The following is a 23,514-nucleotide window of genomic DNA, read 5'->3' on the forward strand; positions in this document are numbered from 1 at the left end:
TGCCCTCCCTTCTTCTCTGGCCTTAGCCCCCAAGCCCTCCTTTCCTTATGACAGCCGCCATAACCAGTGGTGATCCAGAAGCAGCAGACCAAACAGCAGCATCAGGTGGTAGATGGAGAAACGGAAGGTGCGCATCGCCTGACCGGGCCGCTCCCCATGCTTCAGCAGCCAGCCATGCCAGCAGAACCCGAGGTTCAACCCCAGGCTGCCGACCAGATAGATCAGCCCCGACATGCCGATCAGGTAGGGCAACAGGCAGATCAGGGTCAGCATCAGCAGATAAAACAGGATGGCTGTCTTGGTGAACTCGATGCCATGGGTGACCGGCAGCATGGGAATATTGGCGCCGGCATACTCATCGCGCCGGTGGATTGCCAGGGACCAGAAATGTGGGGGAGTCCAGGTGAAGATGATCATCACCAGCAACCAGGGCTCGGCCGAGAGCTGCCCCGTGATGCTGATCCACCCCAGCAACGGTGGCATGGCCCCTGCCAGCCCGCCGATGACGATGTTTTGAGGGGTAGCCTTCTTCAGCAGCAGGGTATAGACGATGGCATAACCAAACAGGCTGGCCAGGGTCAGCCAGGCGGTCAGAGGATTCACCCCCCAATAGAGCAGCACAAATCCAGAAGCCGCCAACCATAGCGCGAAAATCATGGCAGCCCGAGTACTGATCCGCCCCCTCGCCACCGGGCGCCAACGCGTCCTGCGCATCTGGGCGTCGATACTGCTATCCAGGCTGTGATTCATGGCCGCCGCGGCCGAAGCCAGCAACCCTATCCCCGCCAGCCCCAGCACCATGTTATCCAGGGAGGCGATCGTCGGCTCGGCCAACAGCATGCCGACCCAGGCCGTCAGCAGCAGCAGGGCCACCACTTTCGGCTTGGTCAGCTGGTAGTAGTCCTGTAGCAACGGGAGATCGAATAGCTGCGCCAGCGACTTGTCGTTCATATCCGGCTCCGGATCGCCAGAGGCGACAACGAGGGGGAGGTGGCGGCGTGGGAGAGGTGCCGACGAGCCAGCACACACACCACCAGCAGGTGCGCCCCCACCAAGTTATGGGCGAGCGCGTTGGCCAGAGGCAGGGCGAGGTGCACATTGGCCAGTCCCAGAGCTATCTGAACCAGCAGCAGGGTGAGGAGCAGAGATCCGAACGCTCGCATCGGCCCTCCATGACGGATCAGGCCCAGTGCGAAGCCTCCCACCAGCAGGGCCGCGGCCAGAGCCCCCAGTCGATGGGCGATATGAATGGTCTGGCGCGCCTCCTTGCCCATCACTCCGAACTCGTAGCTGGCATGGCCGAGGGGCAGATGGAAGGCCTCCTCCCACGCCAGTTGGTCCTGCCAACCGGCCTGACAAACCGGCAGCTCGGCGCAGGCCATGGCAGCATAGTTGGATGAGGTCCAGCCTCCCAGGGCAATCTGGATCAAGAGCATGCCGCAGGCGAGAGTGCCCAGCCAGGTGAGCCCCTGGCCACAGACGATGGCTTGGCGGGCTTGCCCCAACTCGCTGCGATAGAGCCACAGCAGGGTCAGGATCGCAAAGCCACTGAGCAGGTGTGTCGTCACCACCAGGGGGTGCAGTGCCAGGGTCACGGTCCACATGCCAAGCGCCGCCTGCCCGATTACCAATACCAGTAGCGCCCCCGAGAGAAAACGCAGGCGGCCACCAGCACGCCAGCTCAGAACAAACAGGGTCGTGATGAGGCAACCCAGGGCCCCGGCAAAATAACGATGTACCATCTCGCTACGGGCCTTGTGAGGCTCAAGTGGACTATCTGGATAAAGCAGGGTCGCCTGTTCGGCATGTGCTTGCTGTGGAATGGCCAGGGAGCCGTAACAACCTGGCCAGTCGGGGCAGGCAAGCCCCGCATCGGTAAGCCGGGTATAGGCGCCGAGCAGAATGACCAGCACGGCCAGTGCGATGGCGATCGAGGCCAATATCTTCTGCAGTCTCATTGCACACCTCGCTGGAACTTGAGCAGTTGCTGCAGATCCGACAGCACCGCCTTGCCAAACAGGGGCCACTGACTGCTGTTGTCCGGTACCTCGTAGTGCAATATGGCCAGTCCCTGAGGATCTACCAGCATCAACTCATCCGCCTGCAATCCTTTGGCAGTGCCAAGGGATGACAACGGGAGGGGTACTAGTGCCAACTTGTCCCCATTGCGCCCCAGAGCGCTCTGGATCCGCTGCATCAGGGCAGGCACCTGCTGGCACAGAGCCTCACAACGTTCAGGCTCCAGATAGACCAGACGCCACTGACTCTCATGTGTCGAGAGCGGTGGTAGCAGATAGACCTCCCTCTGCAACCACTGTCCCTTGCTGCGGGTACCGGCCTCATACCAGCCCTGATGCAGGGTCAGCGCCGCCAGCAATACAGGCAGCAGGATCACCAGCACAAAGGCAAGCGGCACCTTCCATCTAGTCCATTCGTTCATGACGAGCCCCTCCTTGTCAGCACCAGCCCCCCCACCAGCATCACCATTGCCAGCCCCAGCCATTGCAACGCATAGGCCCTGTGCTTCTCGGGCGGCATGACGTTGTGCTGGTAGTGGTAGAGAAACGGAGAACTCTTTTGATAGAAAATGGCGTCGGCGAGGGGCAAACCGGTCTGTTCACTCAGGCTGGCAACCCTGACGGACTGGATCCGGTTCGGATAAGGGCCGCTCTCTATGTTCTGGCCGAGCAGCAGGCCACCAGGCTTAATTCGCAGTAGGCCATCCAGTGCCAGCACAGACGGGATCGCGGGCGCGGGCAACTGATCCCGACTGACCGGAGCCGCTATCCAACCCAGATTGACCAGGAGCAGGGGTTCCTTCGACGAAGCGGTGCCGGTCAAGGCCGTGCCGTCATCGGCCCGGACCGGGATGATGACGTCATAACCGATTTCCCCCTCCATCCCCTGATTGTCCAGCAGCCAGATGTAAGGCCGAAACCACACCACCTGCCCACTCAGCACGGTACCATCGAGCCGCTCCGGTTCACGCCAGTCGAGCCTATCCAGCGTCAGGGGCGCCGATTGCTGCGCCGCGGCCACCTGCTGCAGCCAGGCCTCTTTCTCCGCTGCCCGTTGCCATTGCCAGAGGGCCAGCTTGCACAAAATGGCCGAGGCACCCAGAGTGAATAACAGCACCAGCCAGCGCCGTCGATGGAGTGGTCCTTGCTTGTGCCATGTCACCGCTTCACGCATATCACGAGGCCCTAACATGTTGATCAAGATAGTGCTGGTGCTCATGTTGCTGCTCATCATAGGGCAGCTGTTCCACGCCCTCTGGCTGATGATGACCACGGATCAGGCGACCAGGAGGATGTCGGCCCCTCTGGGTCGACGGGTCTTCTTCTCCCTGCTGGTGGTCGTCATCCTGCTGCTCTCCCTGGCGATGGGCTGGCTGGAACCCAACCCCCGTCCTTACTGAAGCCGGCCTCACAACAGATAGACGAAGACGAAGAGACAGAGCCAGACCACATCGACGAAGTGCCAGTACCAGGCTGCGGCCTGGAAGGCGAAATGTCGCTCGGGGGTGAAATGATCCCTCAGCACGATACGTAGCCAGATGATGCCAAGAAACAATGTGCCCAGGGTGACGTGCAGGCCGTGGAAACCGGTCAGGATGAAGAAGGTATTGCCATAGATCCCCGAATCCAGCCGCAGTCCCAGCTCCCGATAGGCATGTATGTATTCATAACCCTGTAACCACAGAAAGCTTCCCCCCAGCAGCAGGGTGGCGAACAGCATCCACTTGAGACGAGTACGCTGATTGTTCTCCAGGCCGGTATGGGCGAACAGCAGGGTGACGGAGGAGCTGAGCAAGATCAGGGTGTTGATGAGCGGAATGCCGTGCCAGGGCATCGCCTGGGTAATGGTGCCGCCAGGTGTCTTGAGCATGGGCCAGTGGGCCGAGAAGTCCGGCCAGAGCAGTTGCGCCGTCATCGCCTTGTTGCCGGCGCCATCCAGCCAGGGCATGGCCAACTGCCGCGCATAGAACAGCACCGCGAAGAAAGCCAGGAAGAACATCACCTCGGAGAAGATGAACCAGACCATGCCCTGTCTGAAGGATCTGTCCATCTGGGCGCTGTAGAGCCCGGTCATGGACTCCTGGATGATGTGGCGGAACCAGCCGAACAACATGAAAACCAGCAGGGCGACGCCCCCCAGCATCAGGTAGCCACCTATCCCCGTCTGCTTGCTGGCGACCTCGTTGACCAGGTGACCAGCCCCGAAGGCCAGCAGGAACAGGGCCATGGCACCTATGATGGGCCAGCGGCTCTGCTCCGGAACATAATAACTCTGCTTCACCTTGGCCATGATTATTTCCTCTGTGCAAGAGCCGGGGTCGACTTGGACTGAGTGATGTCATAAAGGGAATAGGAGAGTGTGATGGTATTGATGTCTTCTGGCAGGGCAGGATCGATATAAAACTTGAGCGGCATCAGCTTGCTCTCTCCCGCCTTCAGCTCCTGACGGTTGAAGCAGAAACACTCCACCTTCTTCAGGTAGGCGGCGGCAGTGCCCGGGGAGACAGAGGGAACCGCCTGACCCACCATGGTGCTGTCCGTCGGGTTGAACACCTTGAAGTTGACCTGCCTCATCTCACCGGGCTTCACCGACAGGCGCTGGGTTTCCCCGTTGAACTGCCAGGGCATCTGGGTGTCGGCATGGGCCAGGAACTCTACCTGTATGGTCCGCTTGTCATCTATCACGGTGCGCTCCACCGTGGCCGGCCGGTCCGCCGTCTTGCCATTGAGCCCGGTGATCCTGCAAAAGACGTCGTACAGGGGCACCAGTGCGAAGGCGAACCCGAACATGAGGACGATGATCAGGGCCAGCTTCCTGAGCAGCGGCCCATGATTGACTTGGTTCATGGGGCCTCCCTAGTGCTCATCCGGCCGGATTTCGGGCGGAACCTTGAAGCTGTGATAGGGAGGCGGCGATGGCAGGGTCCACTCCAGCCCCTCGGCCCCCTCCCACACCCGATCCGCCGCCGGCTCCCCTCCCCGGATGCACTTGACCACTCCCCAGACGAAGAGCAGTTGAGACAACCCGAAGGCGAAGCCCCCCAGGCTGATGAACATGTTGAAGTCGGCAAACTGCAGCGCGTAGTCCGGGATGCGGCGGGGCATACCCGCCAGTCCGACGAAGTGCATGGGGAAGAACAACATGTTCACCGAGATGAGGGAGCACCAGAAATGCCACTGCCCCAGCCGCTCGTCATACCTGTGCCCTGTCCATTTTGGCAGCCAGTAGTAAGCGGCAGCCAGGATCGAGAAGACGGCGCCGGTGACCAGCACATAATGGAAATGGGCCACCACGAAATAGGTGTCGTGATATTGGAAATCTGCCGGCGTCATGGCCAGCATCAGCCCCGAGAAGCCGCCTATGGTGAACAGGATGATGAAGGCGATGGCAAACAGCATGGGGGTCTCGAAGGTCAGGGAACCGCGCCACATGGTGGCGACCCAGTTAAACACCTTAACCCCGGTCGGCACCGCGATCAGCATGGTGGTGTACATGAAGAACAGCTCAGCCACCACCGGCAACCCCGTAGTGAACATGTGGTGGGCCCACACCATGAAGGAGAGCAGGGCTATGCTGCTGGTGGCATAGACCATGGATCGATAGCCAAACAGCTTCTTGCGGGAAAAGGTCGGGATGATGCTGGAGACGATGCCGAACGCCGGCAATATCATGATGTAGACCTCCGGGTGGCCGAAGAACCAGAAGATATGCTGGAACATCACGGGATCCCCGCCCCCGGCCGCATCGAAGAAACTGGTGCCGAAGTACTTGTCCGTCAGCACCATGGTCACCGCCGCCGCCAGCACCGGCATGACGGCGATGAGCAGGAAGGCGGTGATGAGCCAGGTCCAGACAAACAGCGGCATCCTCATCCAGTCCATACCCGGCGCCCGCAGGTTGAAGATGGTCACGATGACATTGATAGCCCCCATGATGGAGGAGATCCCCATGATGTGGATGGCGAACACAAACAGTGCCGTGCTGTTGCCACTGTACTTGGTCGACAAGGGGGCATAGAAGGTCCAGCCAGAGCTCGGGCCACCGCCCTCCATGAACAGGCTCGACAGCAGGATCAGGAAGGCAAACGGCAGTATCCAGAAGCTCCAGTTGTTCATCCTGGGCAGCGCCATGTCCGGCGCCCCTATCATCATGGGGATCAGCCAGTTGGCGAGGCCGGTAAAGGCCGGCATCACGGCGCCAAACACCATGATGAGGCCGTGCACCGTGGTCATCTGGTTGAAGAACAGGGGCTCGACCAGCTGCAGCCCGGGCTGGAACAACTCGGCCCGGATCACCATGGCCATGGCGCCACCGGTGAAGAACATGGTCAGCGCGAACAGCAGATAGAGGGTGCCGATATCCTTGTGATTCGTTGTATATAGCCAGCGCCTCAGACCCGTCGCTGGCTGATGGGCGCGCTCGCCGTGCGGGGTATCCATGATTCCATCACTCATGCCGACGCCTCACTTGTCCTGTTTCAAGATGGACTGCACCTCGGCAGCCTGAACCACATCGCCGGTATTGTTGCCCCAGGCATTTCGCTCGTAAGTCACCACGGCGGCCACCTCCTGCAGGCTGAGCTGCTTGCCAAAGCCGAGCATGGCCGTCCCGCTCTTGCCATGGAGCACCAGATCCAGATGATGGCTCCGATTTTCCGCCATAGTGGTGACCTTGCTGCCCTTGAGGGCGGGGAAAATGCCGGGCAACCCGGTCCCGGCGGGCTGGTGACAGGCGGCGCAGTGGCCGAGGAATACTTTCTCGCCGATCTCCATGGCCTGGGGCAGGGTCATGGTCTGACTCGCCAGATCTTGCTGCTGCGCCTTGGCGGCCGCCTGCTCCCCTGCGGTCTTGGCAATCCAGCCATCAAACTCCTCGGCGGATTTCGCCACCACGACGATGGGCATGAAGCCATGATCCTTGCCGCACAGCTCGGCGCACTGCCCCCGGTAGGTGCCCGGTTTGTCTATCCGGGTCCAGGACTCATTGATGTAGCCGGGGTTGGCATCCCGTTTCACCGCGAAGGCGGGCACCCACCAGGAGTGGATGACATCGTCCGAAGTCATCAGGAAGCGGATCTTCTTGCCGACGGGCAGTACCAGCGGCTGATCAACCTCCAGCAAGTAGTGGTCGCCTTTGGGCTGCTCACCCTTTATCTGCTTCCTGTTGGTAGCCAGCAGGGAGTAGAACTCCACCGGATGCTCGAGGTACTTGTAATGCCACTTCCATTGAGAGCCGGTGACCAGCACGGTCAGATCGGCCTTGGAGGTGTCTTCCATCTTCAGCAGGGTCGAGGTGGCGGGCACCGCCATGGCCACCAGGATCAACACGGGAATGGCAGTCCAGAGCAGCTCGATACGGGTGCTCTCGTGGAATTGGGCGGCCTTGGCACCGCGGGATTTACGATGACGGACGATGGACCAGAGCATGGCGCCGAACACCAGCAAGCCGATCAGGCAGCAGATGTAGAAGATGGTCATGTGCAGGTCATAGACCTGCTGGCTGATGGCCGTCGCCCCTCGAGTCATGTTGAATGTGATCTCGCTGGCGAAAACACTCTTGCCAGTAAGGCACATCATCCACACACCTTGCCTGATCGCACTTTTTCCCACTTTGCACTCCCTGTGCACGCTGGAAAGGACCACAAGTTTCGCCCATAAAAAAGGCCTAACCACCTGAAAATAATAGACTTATTAAAAACACTCTCACAGACAAGTATTAGTCCATATTGTGAAAAAGCCAAAATGATGTCGACGTTCTGGGACTCATCAGAGCAGTTTGTATCAACTCATGGCTCACTCGATGGCAAACCGCGCCAGCAGCAGGGATTGGAAATGGGGACCTTGACGTAGGGGGGCAGGGGCAGCTTTATTTAAAACTATCGGTGGCAGCCGCATAGGAATGGCTCGCCCAGTGATACCAACCAGGTACCTGAGGAGTAAAACGGGATACGACGATCCACAAACTAAAGTAGAGAAGGAATAACGCTATGATATTAAATCATTTATGGGGCCTGTATGCCCATCCTCACTCTGAATGGCATACCATAGACGAAGGTCATGACAGCTTCAGAAACAGTCTGGTCCATATTCTTGTCGTGGCTCTTATCCCCTCGGTTTGTGCCTACTACTCCGCCGTTCACATCGGCTGGAGTATTGGTGTCGGAGATCCCATAACCCTGACCGCAGAGAGTGCGTTCATGCTATCGGTAGCCATGTATATTGCGCTTATCGCTGGCGTATTTGCACTGGCCTATCTGGCTCACTGGATGGGGCACACCTTTGGCTCTGATCCCAGCTATACGACGGCGCTCGAACTGGCTGCCTATACCTCTACACCGTTGTTTATGGTTGGCTTCTCAGCCTTTTTCCCGCACCTCTGGTTTGTCATGATCATTGGTCTCATAGGATTGAGCTATTCCATCTACCTGCTCTATATCGGCGTGCCAATACTGATGCACATCCCCAAGGAACAAGGGTTTATCTATGCCAGCTCTGTGGTGACGGTAGGATTGGTGCTGCTGGTCTGCGTACTGGCGACCACGGCCATTTTGTGGGGTTCTGGTTTTGGCCCCGTATTTACGCAATAGCACCCTGACCACGGCAACATCGGCGAATCACCAGCAATGACAAAGGCGCCTTTACGGCGCCTTTGTCATTTGGCGGAATGGCATCACCCTCACCCTCACCCTCATCCGCATTGCCTGCGACTGCGAGCAATCTCAGACAATCAGGACATTGCCTCACACCACAGTTATTGCTAATCAGCAACCGGGGGGATAGCGATAATTAGCGCTGCTTGCCGCTGCCGATGCCGAACGGGATGCGGTAGTCGCTGCTCTGATCACCCAGGCTCACGGTCAGGTTGCCCTGGGTGCGGCTCGGGATCTGCACTTGCTGGGTGCCCATCAGGTTGGCATGGACGGAGGCAACCACGTCGCCAGACTCGTCACGCACTTCCAGCATGGGGTTGGCCTTGCCTTCGACGGCGGCGGTCGCGTGCCAGTTCACAAACAGCACGCCCGGAGCGGCGTTGAAGTCAGCCGGAACGGAAGCCTGGGCGAAACCTGCGGTCATCAGGCCTGCAACGGCCAGCATCTTGATTACGTTTTTCATGTTCATTCACTCTCTTGGTTTTTATGTCATTGCCTGGGCCGACGGGCCCGAATCAATGCATCCTTGCAAGAGGTTATTCAAATAGTGTGTTGTTCTTTCACCGACATCCGGCACCCTGTTTGAGAGTGCCACAGCCTTGAACGACCAGTTATTTGGCCGCTTGGCGTTCCTGCCTAAGCGTTGAGTGAATATTAAACATCCAGGCCCGCCATTGTTAGCGAGATAAACTGGCCTAGATGTTCAAAAAATCTGAAGTGGCTGTGCATCCCGGGTTCAGCGAAGAGCAGACCCCCACCGACAGGGTCATGAGGGTAATACAGCGACCGTACGGGCCCGGCAGATCACGCCGGCTCGGTGCGCCGGCGCCCGCCTTGCCAGGTGGTGCCCATGGAGGCGACGATGATCGCCGCTATCCCTAGCCACTGGGCCGGAGGCAACTGTTCCCCCAGCAACAGCAACCCCATCAGGGCCCCCATGGCGGGTTCACCGCTGGTCAGAATGCCGTAGCTCTTGAGCGGCAGCCGGCGCAGGGCAAACATCTCGAGGGAGTAAGGGATCGCGCTGGAGAGCAGCCCTACCCCCACGATGGTCAGCACCACGGGCAGGGTGAAGGTGGCCTCGCTCGCACCACCGAGGCCGAATGGCAGCACCAGCAAGGCCCCCACCCACATGCCCAGCGCCGGCGCCTGCGCCCCCAGCAGGGCACCGGCCCGCTTGCCGGTCAGCATATAGAGCCCCCAGAACACCCCGGCCCCGAGCGCCAACGCCGCCCCCAGCGGATCGAGGGTCTGTTCGGCCGCCCGCAGCGGCAGCAACAACAGCAGGCCGACGATGGCCAGCGCCAGCCAGAGGAAGTCTGCCCGATGGCGCGAGCCGAGCAGCGCCACCGTCAAGGGGCCGATGAACTCGATGGCCAGCGCCACGCCGAGGGGGATCAGCTCGATCGCCAGATAGAACAGCAGATTCATTGCTCCCAGCGACAGCCCATAGGGGATGGCCCCCAGCAGGGTGCGTCGATCGAGGGACATTCGCCAGATGCGAAACACCAGCGAGAGGAGCAGGGCGGCGCATCCCAGCCGGAACAAGGTGGTACCGGCGGCCCCGATCAGGGGAAACAGGGACTTGGCCAGCGAGGCGCCGAGGGTAATCGACAGCATGGCGAGGATGACCGCCAGCAGGGAGGAAAAAGCAGTGGTGTTCGGCGGCATCTTGTTCAAACCTGAGCAGACAATGAGAAGTAAAATATATCTGGCGACGACCGTAATTTCGGTCTAAAACTGGCTCTATTCGATAATTTTTATCTCTCTTCCCATGACCGACAAATTCGATCTGCTCATCCTCGCCGAACTGCAGCAGGATGCCCGCCTGCCGATCCCCGAGCTGGCCCACCGGGTCGGCCTCTCGGCGCCGGCCTGTTACCGCCGCGTGCGGGCGCTGCGGGAGGCGGAACTCATCGAGCGGGAGGTGGCACTGGTAGCACCGGCCACCATGGGCTGGCCCATCACCATGCTGGTGCTCGTGACGCTGGAGCGGGATCACGGCCGCATCGTCGATGAGATGATCGCCAGCCTGCAAGGGGAACCGGAGGTCATGGACCTCTGGTACGTCACGGGGGAGCAGGACTTCGTGCTGCAGGTCGCCGCACGAGACATGCAGAGCTACGACCTGTTTACCCGGCGGGTGCTGCATGCCAGGGAGCAGGTGCGCAGCTTCAAGACCCTGGTGGTCATGAAACAGCACAAACGCTGCGGAGCCTTGCTGCCTGCCTGAGGTGAGAACGCACTGCCCGGTCGGGCCGGCACGTCCTTGGGAAGAAATCAGACGAAGGATGGCGCCTTTGAGCGCGCCGCCAGATATCAACCGGGGCGGGATTGCCCGCCCCGGCTGGGTCAGACCGCCGCCAGCTCCTCCGCCGTCATCGGCCGCAACACCTTGCAGGGGTTGCCGGCCGCCACCACGCCCGCCGGCACATCCTTGGTCACCACCGAGCCCGCGCCGATGACGCTGTTGTCCCCTATGGTGACGCCGGGGCAGATGACTGTACTCCCGCCAATCCAGACGTTGTGGCCGATCCGTACCGGCTTGCCGAACTCCACCCCCTTGATGCGCGGCGCCACCGCCACCGGATGAGCGGCGGTGTAGATCTGCACCCCCGGCGCCAGCAGAACGTTGTCGCCGATGTGTACCTCGCACACATCGAGGATGGTGCAGCCCACGTTGGCGTAGAAGTTCTCCCCCACGAAGATGTTGGCACCATAGTCGCAAAAAAACGGCGGGTTGATGGCACACGCTTTGCCACGGCCACCCAGCAGTTCATGGAGCAGGGCATCCCGCGCCGGTTTCTCCTGCCAGCTGGTGTTGAAGGTGTGATAGAGCCGGCGGCAGCGCTCGCGCGCCGCTTTCAGTTCAGGGTCGCCTGCATCATAAGGCTCCCCTGCTACCATCTTCTGCCACTCGGCACCACGCACCGCCGTCTTCGTCGTCACCTCGCTCATCACCTACTCCACCAGCCAGATCAGGGATTCATAAGGGCGCAGCATACAGGACTGCGGTCGGCCCGGGCTATCTGGGTAGTTGCCAAGCAGCAGGCGCCCCTTGCCAGTGGCCAGTTCGTCCGGCAGGGCGAAGGTGGCCGGCTCGCCGTAGAAGTTGCTCACCACCAGAAGGGTCTGGCCGTTGGCACGGCGGGCATAGGCCCAGATCTGCGGCTGCCCTGCCAGCAGCTCCTGATAATCCCCCTGGCTGAAGATGGGGTGAGTCTTGCGCAGGCGGATCAGATCCCGGTAGTGCCAGAACACCGAGTGCTGGTCGGCCAGCGCCGCCTCGGCGTTGATTACCGGGTAGTTGGCGGCGGGCTTGAGCCAGGGCGTTCCGCTGGTAAAGCCGGCGTTGGGGGCGGCGCTCCACTGCATCGGAGTGCGCGAGTTGTCGCGGGACTTGGCGCCGAGAATGGCCAGGATCTCGGCCTCGCTCATCCCTTCGGCCTGCTTGATGGCGAAGATGTTGCGGCTCTCCACATCCTGATAGTCATCGATGCGCTGATAGCCGGGGTTGGTCATGCCGATCTCCTCCCCCTGATAGATGTAGGGGGTGCCTTGCAGGCCGTGCAATGTGCTGGCCAGCATCTTGGCGGCCACCACCCTATGCTCGCCCTCGTCACCGAAACGGGAGACGATGCGCGGCTGATCGTGGTTGCACCAGAACAGCGCCGACCACCCCTTGCCGTGCATGCCGCTCTGCCAGTGATTAAAGATGCGCTTGAGTTCGAGGAAATCGAACGGTGCTTTCGTCCACTTGTCGCCATTGGGGTAATCCACCTTCAGATGGTGGAAGTTGAACACCATGGAGAGCTCGGAGCCATCCAGCGCGCCGTAACGCTGGCAGTGCTCCAGCGAAGTAGAGGACATCTCCCCCACCGTCATGGCGCCGACCGGGGCAAAGACGTCGCGGCTCACATCCTGCAAGAACTCGTGGATACGCGGCCCGTCGGTGTAGAAACGGCGGCCATCGCCTATCTCGTCGTTCGGGAACGCCTGATCCTTGGAGATGAGGTTGATGACGTCGAGCCGGAAACCGTCCACCCCCTTCTTGGCCCAGAAGTGGATGATGTTTTTCACCTCGGCACGTACCGCCGGGTTCTCCCAGTTGAGATCCGCCTGCTCGCGGGCAAACAGGTGCAGGTAGTACTGACCGGTGAGGTCATCTAGCTCCCAGGCACTGCCGCCAAACTTGGATTGCCAGTTGTTGGGCACGCCGCCATCCACCGGATCGCGCCAGATGTAGTAGTCGCGGTAGGGACTGTTTTTATCCCCCAGCGCCGACTTGAACCAGGCGTGCTCGGTGGAGGTGTGGTTCACTACGATATCCATCACGATGCGGATGTCGCGCGCGTGGGCGGCAGCCAGCAGCGCCTCGAAGTCGGCCATGGTGCCGTAGGCGGGGTCGATGGCAAGGTAGTCGGCGATGTCGTAGCCGTTGTCCACCTGCGGGGAGACGTACACCGGAGTCAGCCAGAGGGCATCGACACCGAGGGTCTTGAGATAGTCGAGGCGGGCCATGATCCCCTTGAGATCGCCGGTGCCACGGGCAGCGGAATCCTGAAAGCTCTTGGGGTAAATCTGGTAAATCACGGCGCTCTGCCACCAGGGTGTTTGGCTCATGGGTCTTGCTCTTGTCTCGAATGAAAAAGGGAGAGGGCGACCCCCTGCGGGTCGCCCTGATGCGTGGGATCAGGCGCTGGCCTGGGCCAGCTTGCCGGCCGCCTGCTGGCGCTTGTAAACCAGCAGGGTCAGCACCACAGGCACTACGATGGCCACCAGCATGGCGAGGGAATAAATGGCCCAGTATTGCGGCTGGATGGAGAGGATACCCGGTAGGCCCCCTACCCCGATGCCGTTGGCCATCACCCCGGCGAAACCGCAGATGAGGGCCGCAAGGCTGGAGCCCACCATGGCGCACAGCATGGGGAACTTGTACTTGAGGTTGATGCCGTACATGGCCGGCTCGGTCACCCCCAGGTAGGCGGAGATGGCGGCAGGCACCGAGATCTCCCGTTCGTTCTCCTTGCGGCTAATCAGAATGATGCCGACGACCGCAGACGCCTGGGCAATGTTGGAGAGGGCGATCAGCGGCCAGATCGGGGTACCACCCATGCTCTGCATCAACTGCAGATCCACCGCGTTGGTGGTGTGGTGGATGCCGGTGATGACCAGCGGCGCATAGAGGAAACCGAACAGGGCGGCACCGATGGGGGCAAACGAACCTGTCATGGCCGCCTTGGCAGCGAAACCGACGCCATCACCCAGCCAGCGACCGAACGGGCCGATAAAGGCGTGGGCCACGATCACCGCCAGCAGCAGGGAGATGAAGGGCACAATCACCAGATAGAGATAGGCCGGAATGATCCGCTTGAGGTTGGTCTCCACCCAGGCCAGGAATACCCCCGCCAGCAGGGCCGGAATGACTTGCGCCTGATAACCCACCTTCTGGATGACGAACAGGCCGAAGTCCCACACCTCTGGGGTCTGCTGACCGATGCCGTAGGCGTTCATCAGTTGCGGGGAGACCAGGGTGATACCGAGCACGATACCCAATATCTCGGAGCCGCCCATCTTCTTGACCGCAGACCAGCAGACGCCCACCGGCAGGAAGTGGAAGATCGCCTCGCCCAGCAGCCAGAGGAAGGCATGCACCTGCGCCCAGAACTGGCTGATCTCGGTGAGGGAATGAGTGCCATCGTCGAACATCTTGATGTCGCCGATGACGTTGCGAAAGCCCAGGATCAAACCGCCGGTGATGATGGCGGGCAGCAGCGGCACGAAGATCTCCGCCAGATGGGAGATGCCCCGCTCCAGCGGATTCATGTTCTGGCGCGCCGCCTGCTTGGCGGCCTCCTTGCTGCCGCCGCTGACGCCGATCTCTTCGGTCAGCGCCTTGTACCACTGCTCCACCTCGTTGCCGATGACCACCTGGAACTGGCCACCCTGGGTGAAGCTCCCCTTCACCGCCGGGATGGTTTCGATGGCCTTGCTGTCGGCCTTGGCCGGATCGTTCAGGACGAAGCGCAGCCGGGTCAGGCAGTGGCTGACGGTGGCGATGTTCTCCTTGCCACCGATCTTGTCGATGAGCGTGGCCAGGTGTTGTGCGTTGATCTTGGACATGAGCCTTCCCTCTGTGACTCCATTGATATTGGTCTGCGTCGCCCTTTTGGGCCAGTCAGTGGGCCCGAGCGTTTTTGGTATCGTTCCCATTTAGCATGCCGCCAATCTGGCCAGATCAAAATGGGAACGTTCCCATTTCGTGGCCGAGCTCACAAAAAGCACAGTTTTTGTGCAGGACTAGGTGATGGCAATCACAGAGGGTGGCTGGGGGCTATGGTCGCCAGCGGGGGCAGATCCTGCTCGATCTGGCCGAGCAGCTGACGAGCAGCCTGCTCGCCCGCCCCCTTGTAGCCCAGATCCAGGCTGAGGGCGTTGGGGAAGAGAAAGCTGAGCATGGGGTTGTTGCCAAGGCCGGTCACCAGCACTTCGCTGCGCCCCTGCTCCTGCAGGTATTTCGCCGCGCCGATGGCGAGGGTGTCGCTGGCGCAGACCAGGGCGCCAGTGGTCGGGGTGAGCAGCTCCCCCGCCAGCCGGTAGCCGCTCTGCAGGCTGAGATCACCGAGGGCGCTGCGCGCCGCCAGCCCCTGCTCGGCACAATAGCCGAGGTAGGCGTCGAGCCGGCGCTGGCCGGTGGTGAGGTCGCTGGTATCCACCCCCAGGTAGGCGATGTCGCGAATGCCGCGGGCGGCGAGCTGGTCCAGCATGGTGTGCACCGCACCAGCATCGTCAAAACAGACCGAGGAGAAGCCAGGATGATCGCGGGCAACCAGCACCAGCTTATCCCTGAGCGGCGCCATGGCGGCATAATCCAGGTCGTTGAAGGCGAACAAAATAATGCCATCCACCCCGCGCCGCTCCAGCACCGCCAGATGCTCCTGCACCTTGGCGGGGGAGAACTTGCTCTCCATCAGCACGGCGTCGTAGCCGCACTGGTAGAGGGTCTCCAGCATGCCGCGCACCGCCTGGTTTTCCGAGCTGGAGTCGAGCCGCGAGACGATGATCCCCACCACCTGCTGGCTCTGGCTGCGCATGGCCCGCGCCGACTTGCTCGGCACGAAGCCGTGTTCGGCGATGATCTGCTCCACCCGGTCGCGCGTCGCCTGCTTCACCTTGGGATCCTGATTGAGCACCCGGGAGACGGTCGACTTGCCGACACCACTGAGTCGGGCGATGTCGAGGATGGTCAGTTTTTTGTCCATGAAGTGGCTCACAGGGGCTCGGCGGTGGAATTGCCCACATTGTTGTGATTAACCCCTGTGAATACAAGCCCATGGCGTTAGAATGCCCCTTTGGCCCGGGCGAACGCCGTGCCATTCGCCATCGCACAGGACGCGCATCATGGGTCTATTCGCCAGTCTGCTTCCATCTCTCTCCGTCACGGGCCTCGTCTATCGCACAGGACATCCATCATGACTCTGTTGGCCAGTCTGCACTTCTCCCTCTCCGTCACGGGCCCCGTCTATCGCACAGGAGATCCATCATGACTTTGCTGGCCAGTCTGCACTTCTCCCTATCCATCACGGGCCCCATCTGCGTGGTGCTGTTGCTCGGCATCTGGCTCAAGCAGCTCGGTCTGTTGCCCGACAGCTTCGTCGAGTCCGCCTCCCGCCTGGTGTTCCAGGTCACCCTGCCCGCCCTGCTGTTCCTCAGCATGGTGCGCACCGACTTCTCCACCATGCCGAGCCCCTGGCTCATCCTCTACGGCCTGCTCGGCACCCTCACCGGCTTTCTGGTGCTGGAGCTGCTGGCAGCCCGCTTCATCCCCGAACGGCGCCAGCGAGGCATCTTCGTGCAGGGCAGCTTTCGCGGCAACATGGGGATCATGGGGCTGGCCTATGTACAGAACGCCTACGGCGCCGAGGGGATCGGCGCCGCCGCCCTGCTGGTGGGTTCGGTCACCGTGCTCTACAACGTGCTCGCGGTGATCACCCTGACCCGCAGTCTGGGGGGCAGCAAGGGGATAAAGCCGATCCTCAAGGGGATCGCCAAAAATCCGCTGATCATCGCCATTCTGTCCGCCCTGCCCTTCGGCCTGCTCGGCATCGAGCTGCCCCAGCTGGTGATCACCACCGGCAACTACTTCGCCAACATGACCCTGCCGCTGGCCCTGCTCTGCACTGGCGCCAGCCTCAACCTCAAGGCCCTGCGCGGGGGCGCCCTGCTGACCGGCTGGGCCACCGCCAACCGGCTGCTGTGCATCCCCGTGCTGCTGGTGATGGGCGCCTGGGCGCTGGGCTTCAGCCCGCAGGCGCTCGGCATCCTGTTTCTCATCAGCTCCACCCCCACCGCCGCCGCCAGCTATGTGATGACCCGCGCCATGGGGGGCGACAGCGTGCTGGCAGCCAACATCATCGCCACCACCACGCTGGGTTCGCTGGTCAGCACCAGCCTGGGCGCCGCCCTGATGAACTACCTGGGGCTGATGGGCTAGCCAGCAGCTTGACCTTGCCGCGGGCGGCAGCTTTACGCTGACTGCCTATCAACAGAGGAGCTATCCCATGACCATCGAACTCACCGTCTCCGGCATGTCCTGCGGTGGCTGCGCCGCCAGCCTGCAAAAAGCCCTGCTGGCCCAGCCTGCCGTCAGCACCGCCAGCGTCGACTTTGCCAGCAGCAAGGCCGTCATCGAGAGCGAACTGAGCAAGGCCGAGCTGATCGCCCTGATCGAAGCCAAAGGCTTCTCGGCGAGTTAAATTATCTCTATATAGGTATAAAACAGGTTAAAATTCTGTACCCAGCTGTTTTTTGGTGAGAGTCATCACAAACCCCGGCAACAGAAAGCGCAAACTTGCTGCAATTTTTCTCACCTCAGAAGGATTTGCTGCATGACTCTCCCGATCCGCAAGACCCTGCTCGCCGCCGTCCTCGGCCTGACCCTCTCCCCGATGGCCATGGCCCTGCCCAACGTCCATATCCTGGCCACCGGCGGTACCATTGCCGGGGCGGGACAGTCCGCCACCCAGTCCAACTACGAGGCCGGCAAGGTGGCCATCGAGACGCTGATCGCCGCCGTGCCCGAGATGAAGAACGTGGCCGACGTGCAGGGTGAGCAGGTGGTCAAGATCGGCTCCCAGGACATGAACGACGAGGTGTGGCTCAAGCTGGCCAAGCGGGTCAACGAGCTGCTGGCCAAGGATGACGTGGACGGCATCGTCATCACCCACGGCACCGACACCATGGAAGAGACCGCCTACTTCCTCAACCTGACTGTCAAGAGCGACAAGCCGGTGGTGCTGGTCGGCGCCATGCGCCCCTCCACCGCCATGAGCGCCGACGGCCCGATGAACCTCTACAACGCCGTGGTGACCGCCTCTGACCCCGCCTCCAAGGGGCGTGGCGTCATGGTGGCGATGAACGACACCGTGCTGGATGCCCGCGACGTCACCAAGACCAACACCACCGGGGTGCAGACCTTCGCCTCCCCCAACTTCGGCCCGCTCGGCTACATCCACAACGGCAAGATCGACTATCAGCGCAGCCCGGCCCGTCTGCATACCAGCAAGACCCCGTTTGACGTGAGCAAGCTCGACAAGCTGCCGCAGGTCGGCATCGTCTACAGCTACGCCAACGCCACCGATCTGCCGGCCAAGGCGATGGTGGATGCCAAGTTCGACGGCATCGTCAGCGCCGGGGTGGGCAACGGCAACCTATACCACACCCTGTTCGACACCCTGGCCAAGGCGAGCAAGGACGGTATCCGCGTAGTGCGTTCCGCCCGCGTGCCGACCGGTTCCACCACCCTGGATGCCGAGATCGATGACGCCAAATACGGCTTCGTCGCCGCCGAGACCCTCAACCCGCAGAAGGCGCGGATCCTGTTGATGCTCTCGCTCACCCAGAGCAAGGATCCGGCCCAGATCCAGCGCTGGTTCCAGCAGTTCTGACCACCCTGCCGGCATCAGCCGGCATGGGGTGATGACAACAAAAAGGGCGGGACAAGGTCCCACCCTTTTGCATCTGGTGTGGCTGGTGCCTCAGTTCGCCATCAGCCAGCCGCAGAAGCCAAGATAGATAAGCCCCACCCAGGCGAGCCTGCCCGCCGTCATCCGCTCCCGACTGAACCCCCACCACAACAGCACGACCGCCAGCAGCGTCACCAGCGAGGAGACCATCATGGTGCTGTCCAGCAGCCAGGGGGTGAACAACAGGCAGAACGCCTTGGGAATGGTGCCCTGGATCATCATGGCCCCCGAGATATTGGCCAGCGCCAGCCGGTGCTTGCCCTGCCGCACCCAGATCAGCACGTTCATCAGCTCTGGCATCTCGGTCGCCACCGGGCTCAGCAACAGGGCCGCCAGTACCGGCGAGAGGCCGAACAGCTCGCCCATGCTCTCCAGCTGGTGAACGAACAGCTGGGCCGCCAGCGCTACTACCACCAGCGCCACCAGGGTTTGCAGCAGCACCTTGCCGAGCGCCGGGATCTCGGCGCCCGGATCCAGCTTGAGGGGCTCTGGCAACTCTACCTCGTGGCTGTCGGTCTGTTTCAGCTCGCGCCGCACATAGACCAGATACACCAGCACGAACAGCGGGGCCAGCCAGATTTTACCGGTGAAGGCCACCATGCCGAGGGCCACCGCCACCAGGAAGATACCGACGAACCAGGCCTGATCGCGGCCTATCTCGCGCTGCACCTCACCATCGATAGCCCTGTGCTCGCGGCTCATGCACAGCAGCAGGGTCACGCCGACGGCGGCATAGCCAATGGTGGAGAGTACCAGCGGACCGCCGAGGGCGGCGCCTATCCCGATCTGCTGCTGAGCGGGGGCATTCCCCATCAGCAGCGCGGTCAGGGTGACGATGCATTCGGGCAGGGCCGTGCCGAGTGCCGCCAGCAGGGAGCCGGTGGCACTCTGGGAGAACTTGAAGTGGTGGCCGGTCCATTCGATGCCGTTGACGAAATATTCGCAGGCCAGATAGATGGTGACGGCAGAGAGCAGAAATAACAGCAGGGTGATCAGCATGATGAGTAACCGCCAGGCGAGCAGAACAACCAATGGACCCGATACGGCTCGCCCGGCTGGCTTGCATATCGAGGCCAAAGGTCTTGCAGAGCGATGGATGCCATCGCCGCCCATGCCATGGATCTGAGGATCCAAGAATGTTGACATGAGCCCTGCCCGGATCACGGGCGGGTTGCTACTCCCCTATGACAGTGCGGGCTTTTTACCAAGTTGAGCGCCGCCTCACAAGGCAAACTAATGATCATTCGCTCAACAAGTTGTAAGGGAATGTAACCGTGCCCTCCACCGGCTTTGTCGTCCGGATCCACTCCCCTGCCGCTGAACGCTTCGCCTTGGCACACCGTTTGCTATGAGATGACTACTGTCCACACTGATTTGGGAAGGGTGAACGATGAAACGGTGGATCCAACATTTCTATCAACTGAACCGCCTCAACTGGCTGATGGTCTGGCTGCTGCTCTGCTGCAGCATCATCCTGCTGTTTCCGGCCGGTTTGATGAAGGGGGCCGTCAGCCAGTGGGCCGCCACACACGCCGCCTGGCTCGGCGTCGGCATGCTGATCGCCATCTCCTACTTCTGCAGTCAGGGCTTCCTGATCGCCTGGGAGTGGGCCTGCGACGAGTGGCAGTCCCGCCGCCAGCAGGATCAGCTGGCCCAGATGATCTCCTTTCTCGACTTCAATGAGAAGGCGGTGCTGCGCGAGTTCGTGCTGCAGCGCAAAAGCGTCATAAACTTGCCGATCACCGAGCCTGCCGTCAAAAACCTGATGGATGCCGGCGTACTGACCTATGCCTATGGCAAACCGGTGCGTGAGAAAGAGGACGAGAACCAGATCCGCGCCCTGATGATCGCCCTGCCGGCCCGGCCGCTGCTCACCTACAAGGTGCTGGGGTTGTCGCGCGGCAAGATGAGCGACGAGCAGGTGGAGCAGATCATGAATGCCAGACCCAAGTTCGCGCAGAAAAGCTTCCAGCGCTGATCTTCGTTCCCGCCAATAAAAAGAGCCGGCCCTGTGGCCGGCTCTGTCGTTTCTGCCCCGTTACTGGGTTCTGGCCTTGAGATAGCCGGCGTAGTCCGGGATCTGCACGCTGAACTCCTGGCGCATGTGGGGGCTGTCCATGATGAAATCGGCGGTCGCCTCGTTGGTGGCGACCGGGATGTTCCAGACTGCCGCGAGGCGCAGCAAGGCCTTCACGTCCGGATCGTGGGGCACCGCATTGAGGGGATCCCAGAAGAAGATCAGCACGTCGATCTTGCCCTCGGCGATCAGGGCGCCGAGCTGCTGGTCACCCCCCATGGGGCCGGAGAAGAGACAGGTGATGGGCAGTTGTGCCTGCTTGCCGAGCATGGTGCCGGTGGTGCCGGTGGCGTAGAGGTGATGGAGCTTGAGCTCCTCCTTGCGCCGCATCACCCAGTTCAGCAGGGGGGTCTTCATGTTGTCGTGAGCCACCAGCGCCACTCGCTTGTGGGCCGCCATCTCACGGGCGATCTGTTCCATGGACATCATCCGTAGCAGTGTTGTTTGAATAGAGCCGTATCCTAATCGAAAGCGGCGCCCGTTGCCTTGCCGGGCGCCGTAACTGTGATCACTTCGACTGTTCAATCCACTGCTTGTTCTTCTGCTCCAGCACCGAGATGGGCAGCATGCCGTATTCCAGCACATGGTGGTGGAACGCCTTGAGGTCAAAACCTCCGCCCAGCGCCTGCTCGGCCGACTCCCGCATCCGGATCAGCGCCAGCTGGCCCGCCTTGTAGGAGGTCGCCTGGCCGGTGTAGGCCATGTAGCGCGGCACCTCGGAGCTGATGTCCCCCGCCCCCAGCGCCGAGTTCTCCTTCATGTAGTTGACGGCCTGGTCGTGGCTCCAGCCATACCAGTGGATGCCGGTATCCACCACCAGCCGCATGGCCCTCAGCATCTCCTCGTTGAGGCGACCGAAGTACTGCAGCTGGTTGTTGAAGGCGGACGATCCCTCGATCTTCACGTCCCCTACCGCCGGATCATAGAGACCGCGCCCCTGATAGAGCCCCATGTCGTGATCCGCCAGGTATTCGGTGTAGAGTGCCCAGCCCTCCGCATAGGCGGTGTAGGAGGCGCTCGCCACGTACTGCGGGAAGTCGGGATCCTTGGCGGCCAGCTCCTGGGCGATGGTGATCTGGAAGTGGTGGCCCGGCGCCGCCTCGTGGGCCAGCAGGGTGCTGATGTTCCAGCTCTGCAGACCATAGGGGTAGTAGGTGTTGAGGAAGAACTGCCCCTTGCGACCGGTCTGCGGGTTGCCGTCCTGATACCAGGCCACCCCGCCGTATGGCGCATCCGCATAGGAGACGGGCACCACCTCGTAATCCAGCTTGGGAATGGTGCGCTCGGCATCGAAGAAGTCCGGCAGCACCAGCGCCGCCTTGCTCTTGAAGGCGTTGTACTCCTGCAGTGCCCGCTCGTGTTCGGCCAGCGCCTGCTGCTGCGGCCCGCTCAGGGTCGCCCCGGCTGCATTGTCCGGGTTGAGGCCGGCGGACCAGACCGCCAGCGGGTTCTGATAGAAGAAGGCCGGCTCGTTCAGATAGCGGAAGAAGGCGTAGATCTGGCCGCTCTGCTTGCTCTGGACCACGTCGTCGCTGTCACACTTGCCGACGGTATGGCACACCTTGACCATGGCGCCGAAGATCCGCTCCACCTCGCTCAGCCCCAGCGCATGCACCTGCTCCGGCGTCATGTCGGTGGTGGTGTGCTTCTTCAGCAGCCAGCGATACCAGTCGCGCCCGTTGGTCATGCCGCAGAAACCGTCGTCGCACTCGCCGCTGCCAAGGCGCACCGCATAGGCGCCGCCGTGCTGGTAATCCAGGTAGTCGCGCAGCGCCAGATAGCGGCCGTTGATGCTGTCCAGCACTCCCTTGTACTCGCTGCGCAGCGCTTCGTCCGCCTCTCCCGGCAGCTGCAGCCAGCCGAGATAGGCACCGGCGATCGCCTCCCCATCCAGCTTGCTGTTGAGCTGGGCCAGCAGCCGGTCCACCAGCTCGTCCGGCAGGGTGTTGCCCTGGGCGCTGCCCAGTTCGAACTGGTGCTTCACCTCGGCCAGGTAGCCGTCATAGGCCTTGAGCCAGGTGAGGTGCTCCTGATACCAGGCCAGTGGCACGGTGGCAGCCCTCGCCTTGCCCGCCGGAACCGGTGCCGCAGCCGGGCGATCGAGGTCGCGCCGCCAGGCGGCATCCCCCGGCGCGACCCGCTCGGCCGAGCTCTGCTCGAAGTAGTCGAAGCCGCGCTCGACGGTGCGGGCCGCCCTGCCGCTGGCGGGCGCAGCCCCCACCTCATCGGCCAGATCCACCACCCGGTTGCGGAAGTGATGGATCGGGATCTGGGACTGGGGCAGATCGTAACCCGCCAGGTTGATCTGCAGATCCCAGCGGATCATGTCGTAGAACAACCGGTCCCGTTCGCTCAGTACGCTCGAGTCCAGGGCATCCAGCCGTTTGAGCAGGGAACTGTCGAGGGCCTTGCGCTTAGCGATGCTGGCGGCATCGATGGCAAAACCGTAGGGGTCGAGCGCCTGGCCTTCGCGCAGGGCCTCGTCCATGGTCTGCATCAGAGAGGCCTTGGTGGCGGCGGGATCCGCCGGGGCGTTGGAGCTGTTGTCATTGCAGGCAGCGAGCGAGAGTGAGATGGCGCAAGCCAGCGCCAGCTTGTTGGGCAAGAAGTGCATGGTGTAGTCCTTTAACCGTTGTTATTGTTTGTCCCCAATAAGGGGTTCCAATAGTGCATCTCTCCCGCGTACTTTTTTGCGACCTGACTAACAAAAATAAGCTTACTTTTCATGGTGATAAGCCTCATGA

The 23,514-nt window shown here is 61.6% G+C and carries 24 protein-coding genes and 1 riboswitch; of the genes, 7 read left to right on the forward strand and 17 right to left on the reverse strand.

Annotated features, from left to right (window positions below; genetic code table 11):
• Window positions 1-45: 45 nt before the first annotated feature.
• From cyoE to R2E40_RS20000, 4 genes are read right to left on the reverse strand one after another with little or no spacing between them, the layout of a single operon-like run.
• Window positions 46-951: a heme o synthase gene (cyoE, locus tag R2E40_RS19985; RefSeq protein ID WP_318164219.1), complete on the reverse strand. Its 906-nt coding sequence runs from the start codon at window positions 949-951 to the stop codon at window positions 46-48.
• Entirely contained in the window at window positions 948-1,958 is a 1,011-nt protein-coding gene (locus R2E40_RS19990) for a COX15/CtaA family protein (protein ID WP_318164220.1), read from the reverse strand. Before R2E40_RS19990 ends, cyoE begins: the two co-directional genes overlap by 4 nt.
• Window positions 1,955-2,440, reverse strand: a complete 486-nt coding sequence (locus tag R2E40_RS19995; RefSeq protein WP_318164221.1) for a hypothetical protein — start codon at window positions 2,438-2,440, stop codon at window positions 1,955-1,957. The genes R2E40_RS19990 and R2E40_RS19995 overlap by 4 nt, the downstream gene beginning before the upstream one ends.
• Window positions 2,437-3,135 (reverse strand): SURF1 family protein, encoded by a 699-nt coding sequence (locus R2E40_RS20000; RefSeq protein WP_318164222.1) that lies wholly within the window; start codon window positions 3,133-3,135, stop codon window positions 2,437-2,439. Before R2E40_RS20000 ends, R2E40_RS19995 begins: the two co-directional genes overlap by 4 nt.
• Before the next feature lie 73 nt (window positions 3,136-3,208).
• Between R2E40_RS20000 and R2E40_RS20005 the strand changes: the two genes are divergently transcribed.
• Window positions 3,209-3,418 (forward strand): DUF2909 family protein, encoded by a 210-nt coding sequence (locus R2E40_RS20005; protein ID WP_253627400.1) that lies wholly within the window; start codon window positions 3,209-3,211, stop codon window positions 3,416-3,418.
• Window positions 3,419-3,426: 8 nt separating this feature from the next.
• Here R2E40_RS20005 and R2E40_RS20010 read toward each other — a convergent pair whose 3' ends face one another.
• The 4 genes from R2E40_RS20010 to coxB are packed head-to-tail and all read right to left on the reverse strand — an operon-like array spanning window position 3,427 to window position 7,595.
• Complete coding sequence (locus R2E40_RS20010; protein WP_318164223.1) at window positions 3,427-4,308, reverse strand: cytochrome c oxidase subunit 3; 882 nt, start codon at window positions 4,306-4,308, stop codon at window positions 3,427-3,429.
• A 2-nt stretch (window positions 4,309-4,310) separates the two neighbouring features.
• On the reverse strand, window positions 4,311-4,865 hold the full coding sequence (locus R2E40_RS20015; RefSeq protein WP_318164224.1) for a cytochrome c oxidase assembly protein: 555 nt from the start codon (window positions 4,863-4,865) through the stop codon (window positions 4,311-4,313).
• 9 nt (window positions 4,866-4,874) lie between these two features.
• Window positions 4,875-6,473, reverse strand: a complete 1,599-nt coding sequence (ctaD, locus tag R2E40_RS20020) for a cytochrome c oxidase subunit I (protein WP_318164225.1) — start codon at window positions 6,471-6,473, stop codon at window positions 4,875-4,877.
• Window positions 6,474-6,482: 9 nt separating this feature from the next.
• Window positions 6,483-7,595 carry a cytochrome c oxidase subunit II gene (coxB, locus tag R2E40_RS20025; RefSeq protein ID WP_253627404.1) on the reverse strand — a complete coding sequence of 371 codons (1,113 nt, stop codon included), beginning with the start codon at window positions 7,593-7,595 and terminating at the stop codon, window positions 6,483-6,485.
• A gap of 410 nt (window positions 7,596-8,005) precedes the next feature.
• On the opposite strand from coxB, the gene R2E40_RS20030 reads away from it, so the two are divergent.
• Window positions 8,006-8,605, forward strand: a complete 600-nt coding sequence (locus R2E40_RS20030) for a Yip1 family protein (protein WP_318164226.1) — start codon at window positions 8,006-8,008, stop codon at window positions 8,603-8,605.
• Between the two features lie 199 nt (window positions 8,606-8,804).
• Here R2E40_RS20030 and R2E40_RS20035 read toward each other — a convergent pair whose 3' ends face one another.
• The gene (locus R2E40_RS20035; protein ID WP_016352131.1) at window positions 8,805-9,137 is read right to left on the reverse strand and encodes a hypothetical protein; all 333 of its coding nucleotides are present in this window, start codon (window positions 9,135-9,137) and stop codon (window positions 8,805-8,807) included.
• Window positions 9,138-9,472: 335 nt separating this feature from the next.
• Window positions 9,473-10,339, reverse strand: a complete 867-nt coding sequence (locus R2E40_RS20040) for an EamA family transporter (RefSeq protein WP_318164227.1) — start codon at window positions 10,337-10,339, stop codon at window positions 9,473-9,475.
• Window positions 10,340-10,442: 103 nt separating this feature from the next.
• Here R2E40_RS20040 and R2E40_RS20045 point away from each other — a divergent pair, with 103 nt between their 5' ends.
• The gene (locus tag R2E40_RS20045) at window positions 10,443-10,901 is read left to right on the forward strand and encodes an Lrp/AsnC family transcriptional regulator (RefSeq protein WP_016352133.1); all 459 of its coding nucleotides are present in this window, start codon (window positions 10,443-10,445) and stop codon (window positions 10,899-10,901) included.
• 119 nt (window positions 10,902-11,020) lie between these two features.
• Here the strand turns inward: R2E40_RS20045 and R2E40_RS20050 are convergent, their stop codons facing one another.
• The 4 genes from R2E40_RS20050 to treR all read right to left on the reverse strand — a co-directional run bounded on the left by R2E40_RS20050 (window position 11,021) and on the right by treR (window position 15,930).
• Window positions 11,021-11,626, reverse strand: a complete 606-nt coding sequence (locus tag R2E40_RS20050) for a sugar O-acetyltransferase (protein ID WP_318164228.1) — start codon at window positions 11,624-11,626, stop codon at window positions 11,021-11,023.
• 3 nt (window positions 11,627-11,629) lie between these two features.
• A complete protein-coding gene (treC, locus tag R2E40_RS20055) occupies window positions 11,630-13,291 on the reverse strand; it encodes an alpha,alpha-phosphotrehalase (RefSeq protein ID WP_318164229.1) in 1,662 nt (553 codons plus the stop codon).
• Between the two features lie 69 nt (window positions 13,292-13,360).
• Entirely contained in the window at window positions 13,361-14,791 is a 1,431-nt protein-coding gene (gene treB, locus R2E40_RS20060) for a PTS trehalose transporter subunit IIBC (RefSeq protein ID WP_042066915.1), read from the reverse strand.
• Window positions 14,792-14,982: 191 nt separating this feature from the next.
• The gene (gene treR / locus R2E40_RS20065) at window positions 14,983-15,930 is read right to left on the reverse strand and encodes a trehalose operon repressor TreR (RefSeq protein ID WP_318164230.1); all 948 of its coding nucleotides are present in this window, start codon (window positions 15,928-15,930) and stop codon (window positions 14,983-14,985) included.
• Window positions 15,931-16,211: 281 nt separating this feature from the next.
• On the opposite strand from treR, the gene R2E40_RS20070 reads away from it, so the two are divergent.
• The 3 genes from R2E40_RS20070 (at window position 16,212) to ansB (ending at window position 18,615) form a co-directional block, all read left to right on the forward strand.
• Window positions 16,212-17,162: an AEC family transporter gene (locus R2E40_RS20070; protein WP_025201088.1), complete on the forward strand. Its 951-nt coding sequence runs from the start codon at window positions 16,212-16,214 to the stop codon at window positions 17,160-17,162.
• Between the two features lie 67 nt (window positions 17,163-17,229).
• The gene (locus tag R2E40_RS20075; RefSeq protein ID WP_011707532.1) at window positions 17,230-17,424 is read left to right on the forward strand and encodes a heavy-metal-associated domain-containing protein; all 195 of its coding nucleotides are present in this window, start codon (window positions 17,230-17,232) and stop codon (window positions 17,422-17,424) included.
• A 132-nt stretch (window positions 17,425-17,556) separates the two neighbouring features.
• Window positions 17,557-18,615: an L-asparaginase 2 gene (ansB, locus tag R2E40_RS20080; protein WP_011707533.1), complete on the forward strand. Its 1,059-nt coding sequence runs from the start codon at window positions 17,557-17,559 to the stop codon at window positions 18,613-18,615.
• A 90-nt stretch (window positions 18,616-18,705) separates the two neighbouring features.
• Here the strand turns inward: ansB and R2E40_RS20085 are convergent, their stop codons facing one another.
• The gene (locus tag R2E40_RS20085) at window positions 18,706-19,692 is read right to left on the reverse strand and encodes a sodium:calcium antiporter (protein ID WP_318164231.1); all 987 of its coding nucleotides are present in this window, start codon (window positions 19,690-19,692) and stop codon (window positions 18,706-18,708) included.
• 89 nt (window positions 19,693-19,781) lie between these two features.
• Window positions 19,782-19,888, reverse strand: a riboswitch (yybP-ykoY riboswitch).
• Between the two features lie 195 nt (window positions 19,889-20,083).
• On the opposite strand from R2E40_RS20085, the gene R2E40_RS20090 reads away from it, so the two are divergent.
• The gene (locus R2E40_RS20090; RefSeq protein ID WP_010635988.1) at window positions 20,084-20,671 is read left to right on the forward strand and encodes a superinfection exclusion B family protein; all 588 of its coding nucleotides are present in this window, start codon (window positions 20,084-20,086) and stop codon (window positions 20,669-20,671) included.
• A 60-nt stretch (window positions 20,672-20,731) separates the two neighbouring features.
• Here R2E40_RS20090 and R2E40_RS20095 read toward each other — a convergent pair whose 3' ends face one another.
• On the reverse strand, window positions 20,732-21,190 hold the full coding sequence (locus R2E40_RS20095; protein ID WP_318164232.1) for a methylglyoxal synthase: 459 nt from the start codon (window positions 21,188-21,190) through the stop codon (window positions 20,732-20,734).
• A gap of 88 nt (window positions 21,191-21,278) precedes the next feature.
• Window positions 21,279-23,384 carry a DUF885 domain-containing protein gene (locus R2E40_RS20100; protein WP_318164233.1) on the reverse strand — a complete coding sequence of 702 codons (2,106 nt, stop codon included), beginning with the start codon at window positions 23,382-23,384 and terminating at the stop codon, window positions 21,279-21,281.
• Between the last annotated feature and the right edge of the window lie 130 nt (window positions 23,385-23,514).

Origin of the sequence: Aeromonas sp. CD (assembly GCF_033349375.1) — a bacterium.
In the GTDB taxonomy this organism is placed as follows: Bacteria; Pseudomonadota; Gammaproteobacteria; order Enterobacterales; family Aeromonadaceae; genus Aeromonas; species Aeromonas hydrophila.

Bases quoted from the DNA above. Each gene is read 5' to 3' on its own strand.
- cyoE (WP_318164219.1), bottom strand. From the start codon at position 951: ATGAACGACAAGTCGCTGGCGCAGCTATTCGATCTCCCGTTGCTACAG.
- R2E40_RS19990 (WP_318164220.1), bottom strand. From the start codon at position 1,958: ATGAGACTGCAGAAGATATTGGCCTCGATCGCCATCGCACTGGCCGTG.
- R2E40_RS19995 (WP_318164221.1), bottom strand. From the start codon at position 2,440: ATGAACGAATGGACTAGATGGAAGGTGCCGCTTGCCTTTGTGCTGGTG.
- R2E40_RS20005 (WP_253627400.1), top strand. From the start codon at position 3,209: ATGTTGATCAAGATAGTGCTGGTGCTCATGTTGCTGCTCATCATAGGG.
- R2E40_RS20010 (WP_318164223.1), bottom strand. From the start codon at position 4,308: ATGGCCAAGGTGAAGCAGAGTTATTATGTTCCGGAGCAGAGCCGCTGG.
- R2E40_RS20015 (WP_318164224.1), bottom strand. From the start codon at position 4,865: ATGAACCAAGTCAATCATGGGCCGCTGCTCAGGAAGCTGGCCCTGATC.
- ctaD (WP_318164225.1), bottom strand. From the start codon at position 6,473: ATGAGTGATGGAATCATGGATACCCCGCACGGCGAGCGCGCCCATCAG.
- coxB (WP_253627404.1), bottom strand. From the start codon at position 7,595: ATGATGTGCCTTACTGGCAAGAGTGTTTTCGCCAGCGAGATCACATTC.
- R2E40_RS20030 (WP_318164226.1), top strand. From the start codon at position 8,006: ATGATATTAAATCATTTATGGGGCCTGTATGCCCATCCTCACTCTGAA.
- R2E40_RS20035 (WP_016352131.1), bottom strand. From the start codon at position 9,137: ATGAACATGAAAAACGTAATCAAGATGCTGGCCGTTGCAGGCCTGATG.
- R2E40_RS20040 (WP_318164227.1), bottom strand. From the start codon at position 10,339: ATGCCGCCGAACACCACTGCTTTTTCCTCCCTGCTGGCGGTCATCCTC.
- R2E40_RS20045 (WP_016352133.1), top strand. From the start codon at position 10,443: ATGACCGACAAATTCGATCTGCTCATCCTCGCCGAACTGCAGCAGGAT.
- R2E40_RS20050 (WP_318164228.1), bottom strand. From the start codon at position 11,626: ATGAGCGAGGTGACGACGAAGACGGCGGTGCGTGGTGCCGAGTGGCAG.
- treC (WP_318164229.1), bottom strand. From the start codon at position 13,291: ATGAGCCAAACACCCTGGTGGCAGAGCGCCGTGATTTACCAGATTTAC.
- treB (WP_042066915.1), bottom strand. From the start codon at position 14,791: ATGTCCAAGATCAACGCACAACACCTGGCCACGCTCATCGACAAGATC.
- treR (WP_318164230.1), bottom strand. From the start codon at position 15,930: ATGGACAAAAAACTGACCATCCTCGACATCGCCCGACTCAGTGGTGTC.
- R2E40_RS20070 (WP_025201088.1), top strand. From the start codon at position 16,212: ATGACTTTGCTGGCCAGTCTGCACTTCTCCCTATCCATCACGGGCCCC.
- R2E40_RS20075 (WP_011707532.1), top strand. From the start codon at position 17,230: ATGACCATCGAACTCACCGTCTCCGGCATGTCCTGCGGTGGCTGCGCC.
- ansB (WP_011707533.1), top strand. From the start codon at position 17,557: ATGACTCTCCCGATCCGCAAGACCCTGCTCGCCGCCGTCCTCGGCCTG.
- R2E40_RS20085 (WP_318164231.1), bottom strand. From the start codon at position 19,692: ATGCTGATCACCCTGCTGTTATTTCTGCTCTCTGCCGTCACCATCTAT.
- R2E40_RS20090 (WP_010635988.1), top strand. From the start codon at position 20,084: ATGAAACGGTGGATCCAACATTTCTATCAACTGAACCGCCTCAACTGG.
- R2E40_RS20095 (WP_318164232.1), bottom strand. From the start codon at position 21,190: ATGGAACAGATCGCCCGTGAGATGGCGGCCCACAAGCGAGTGGCGCTG.
- R2E40_RS20100 (WP_318164233.1), bottom strand. From the start codon at position 23,384: ATGCACTTCTTGCCCAACAAGCTGGCGCTGGCTTGCGCCATCTCACTC.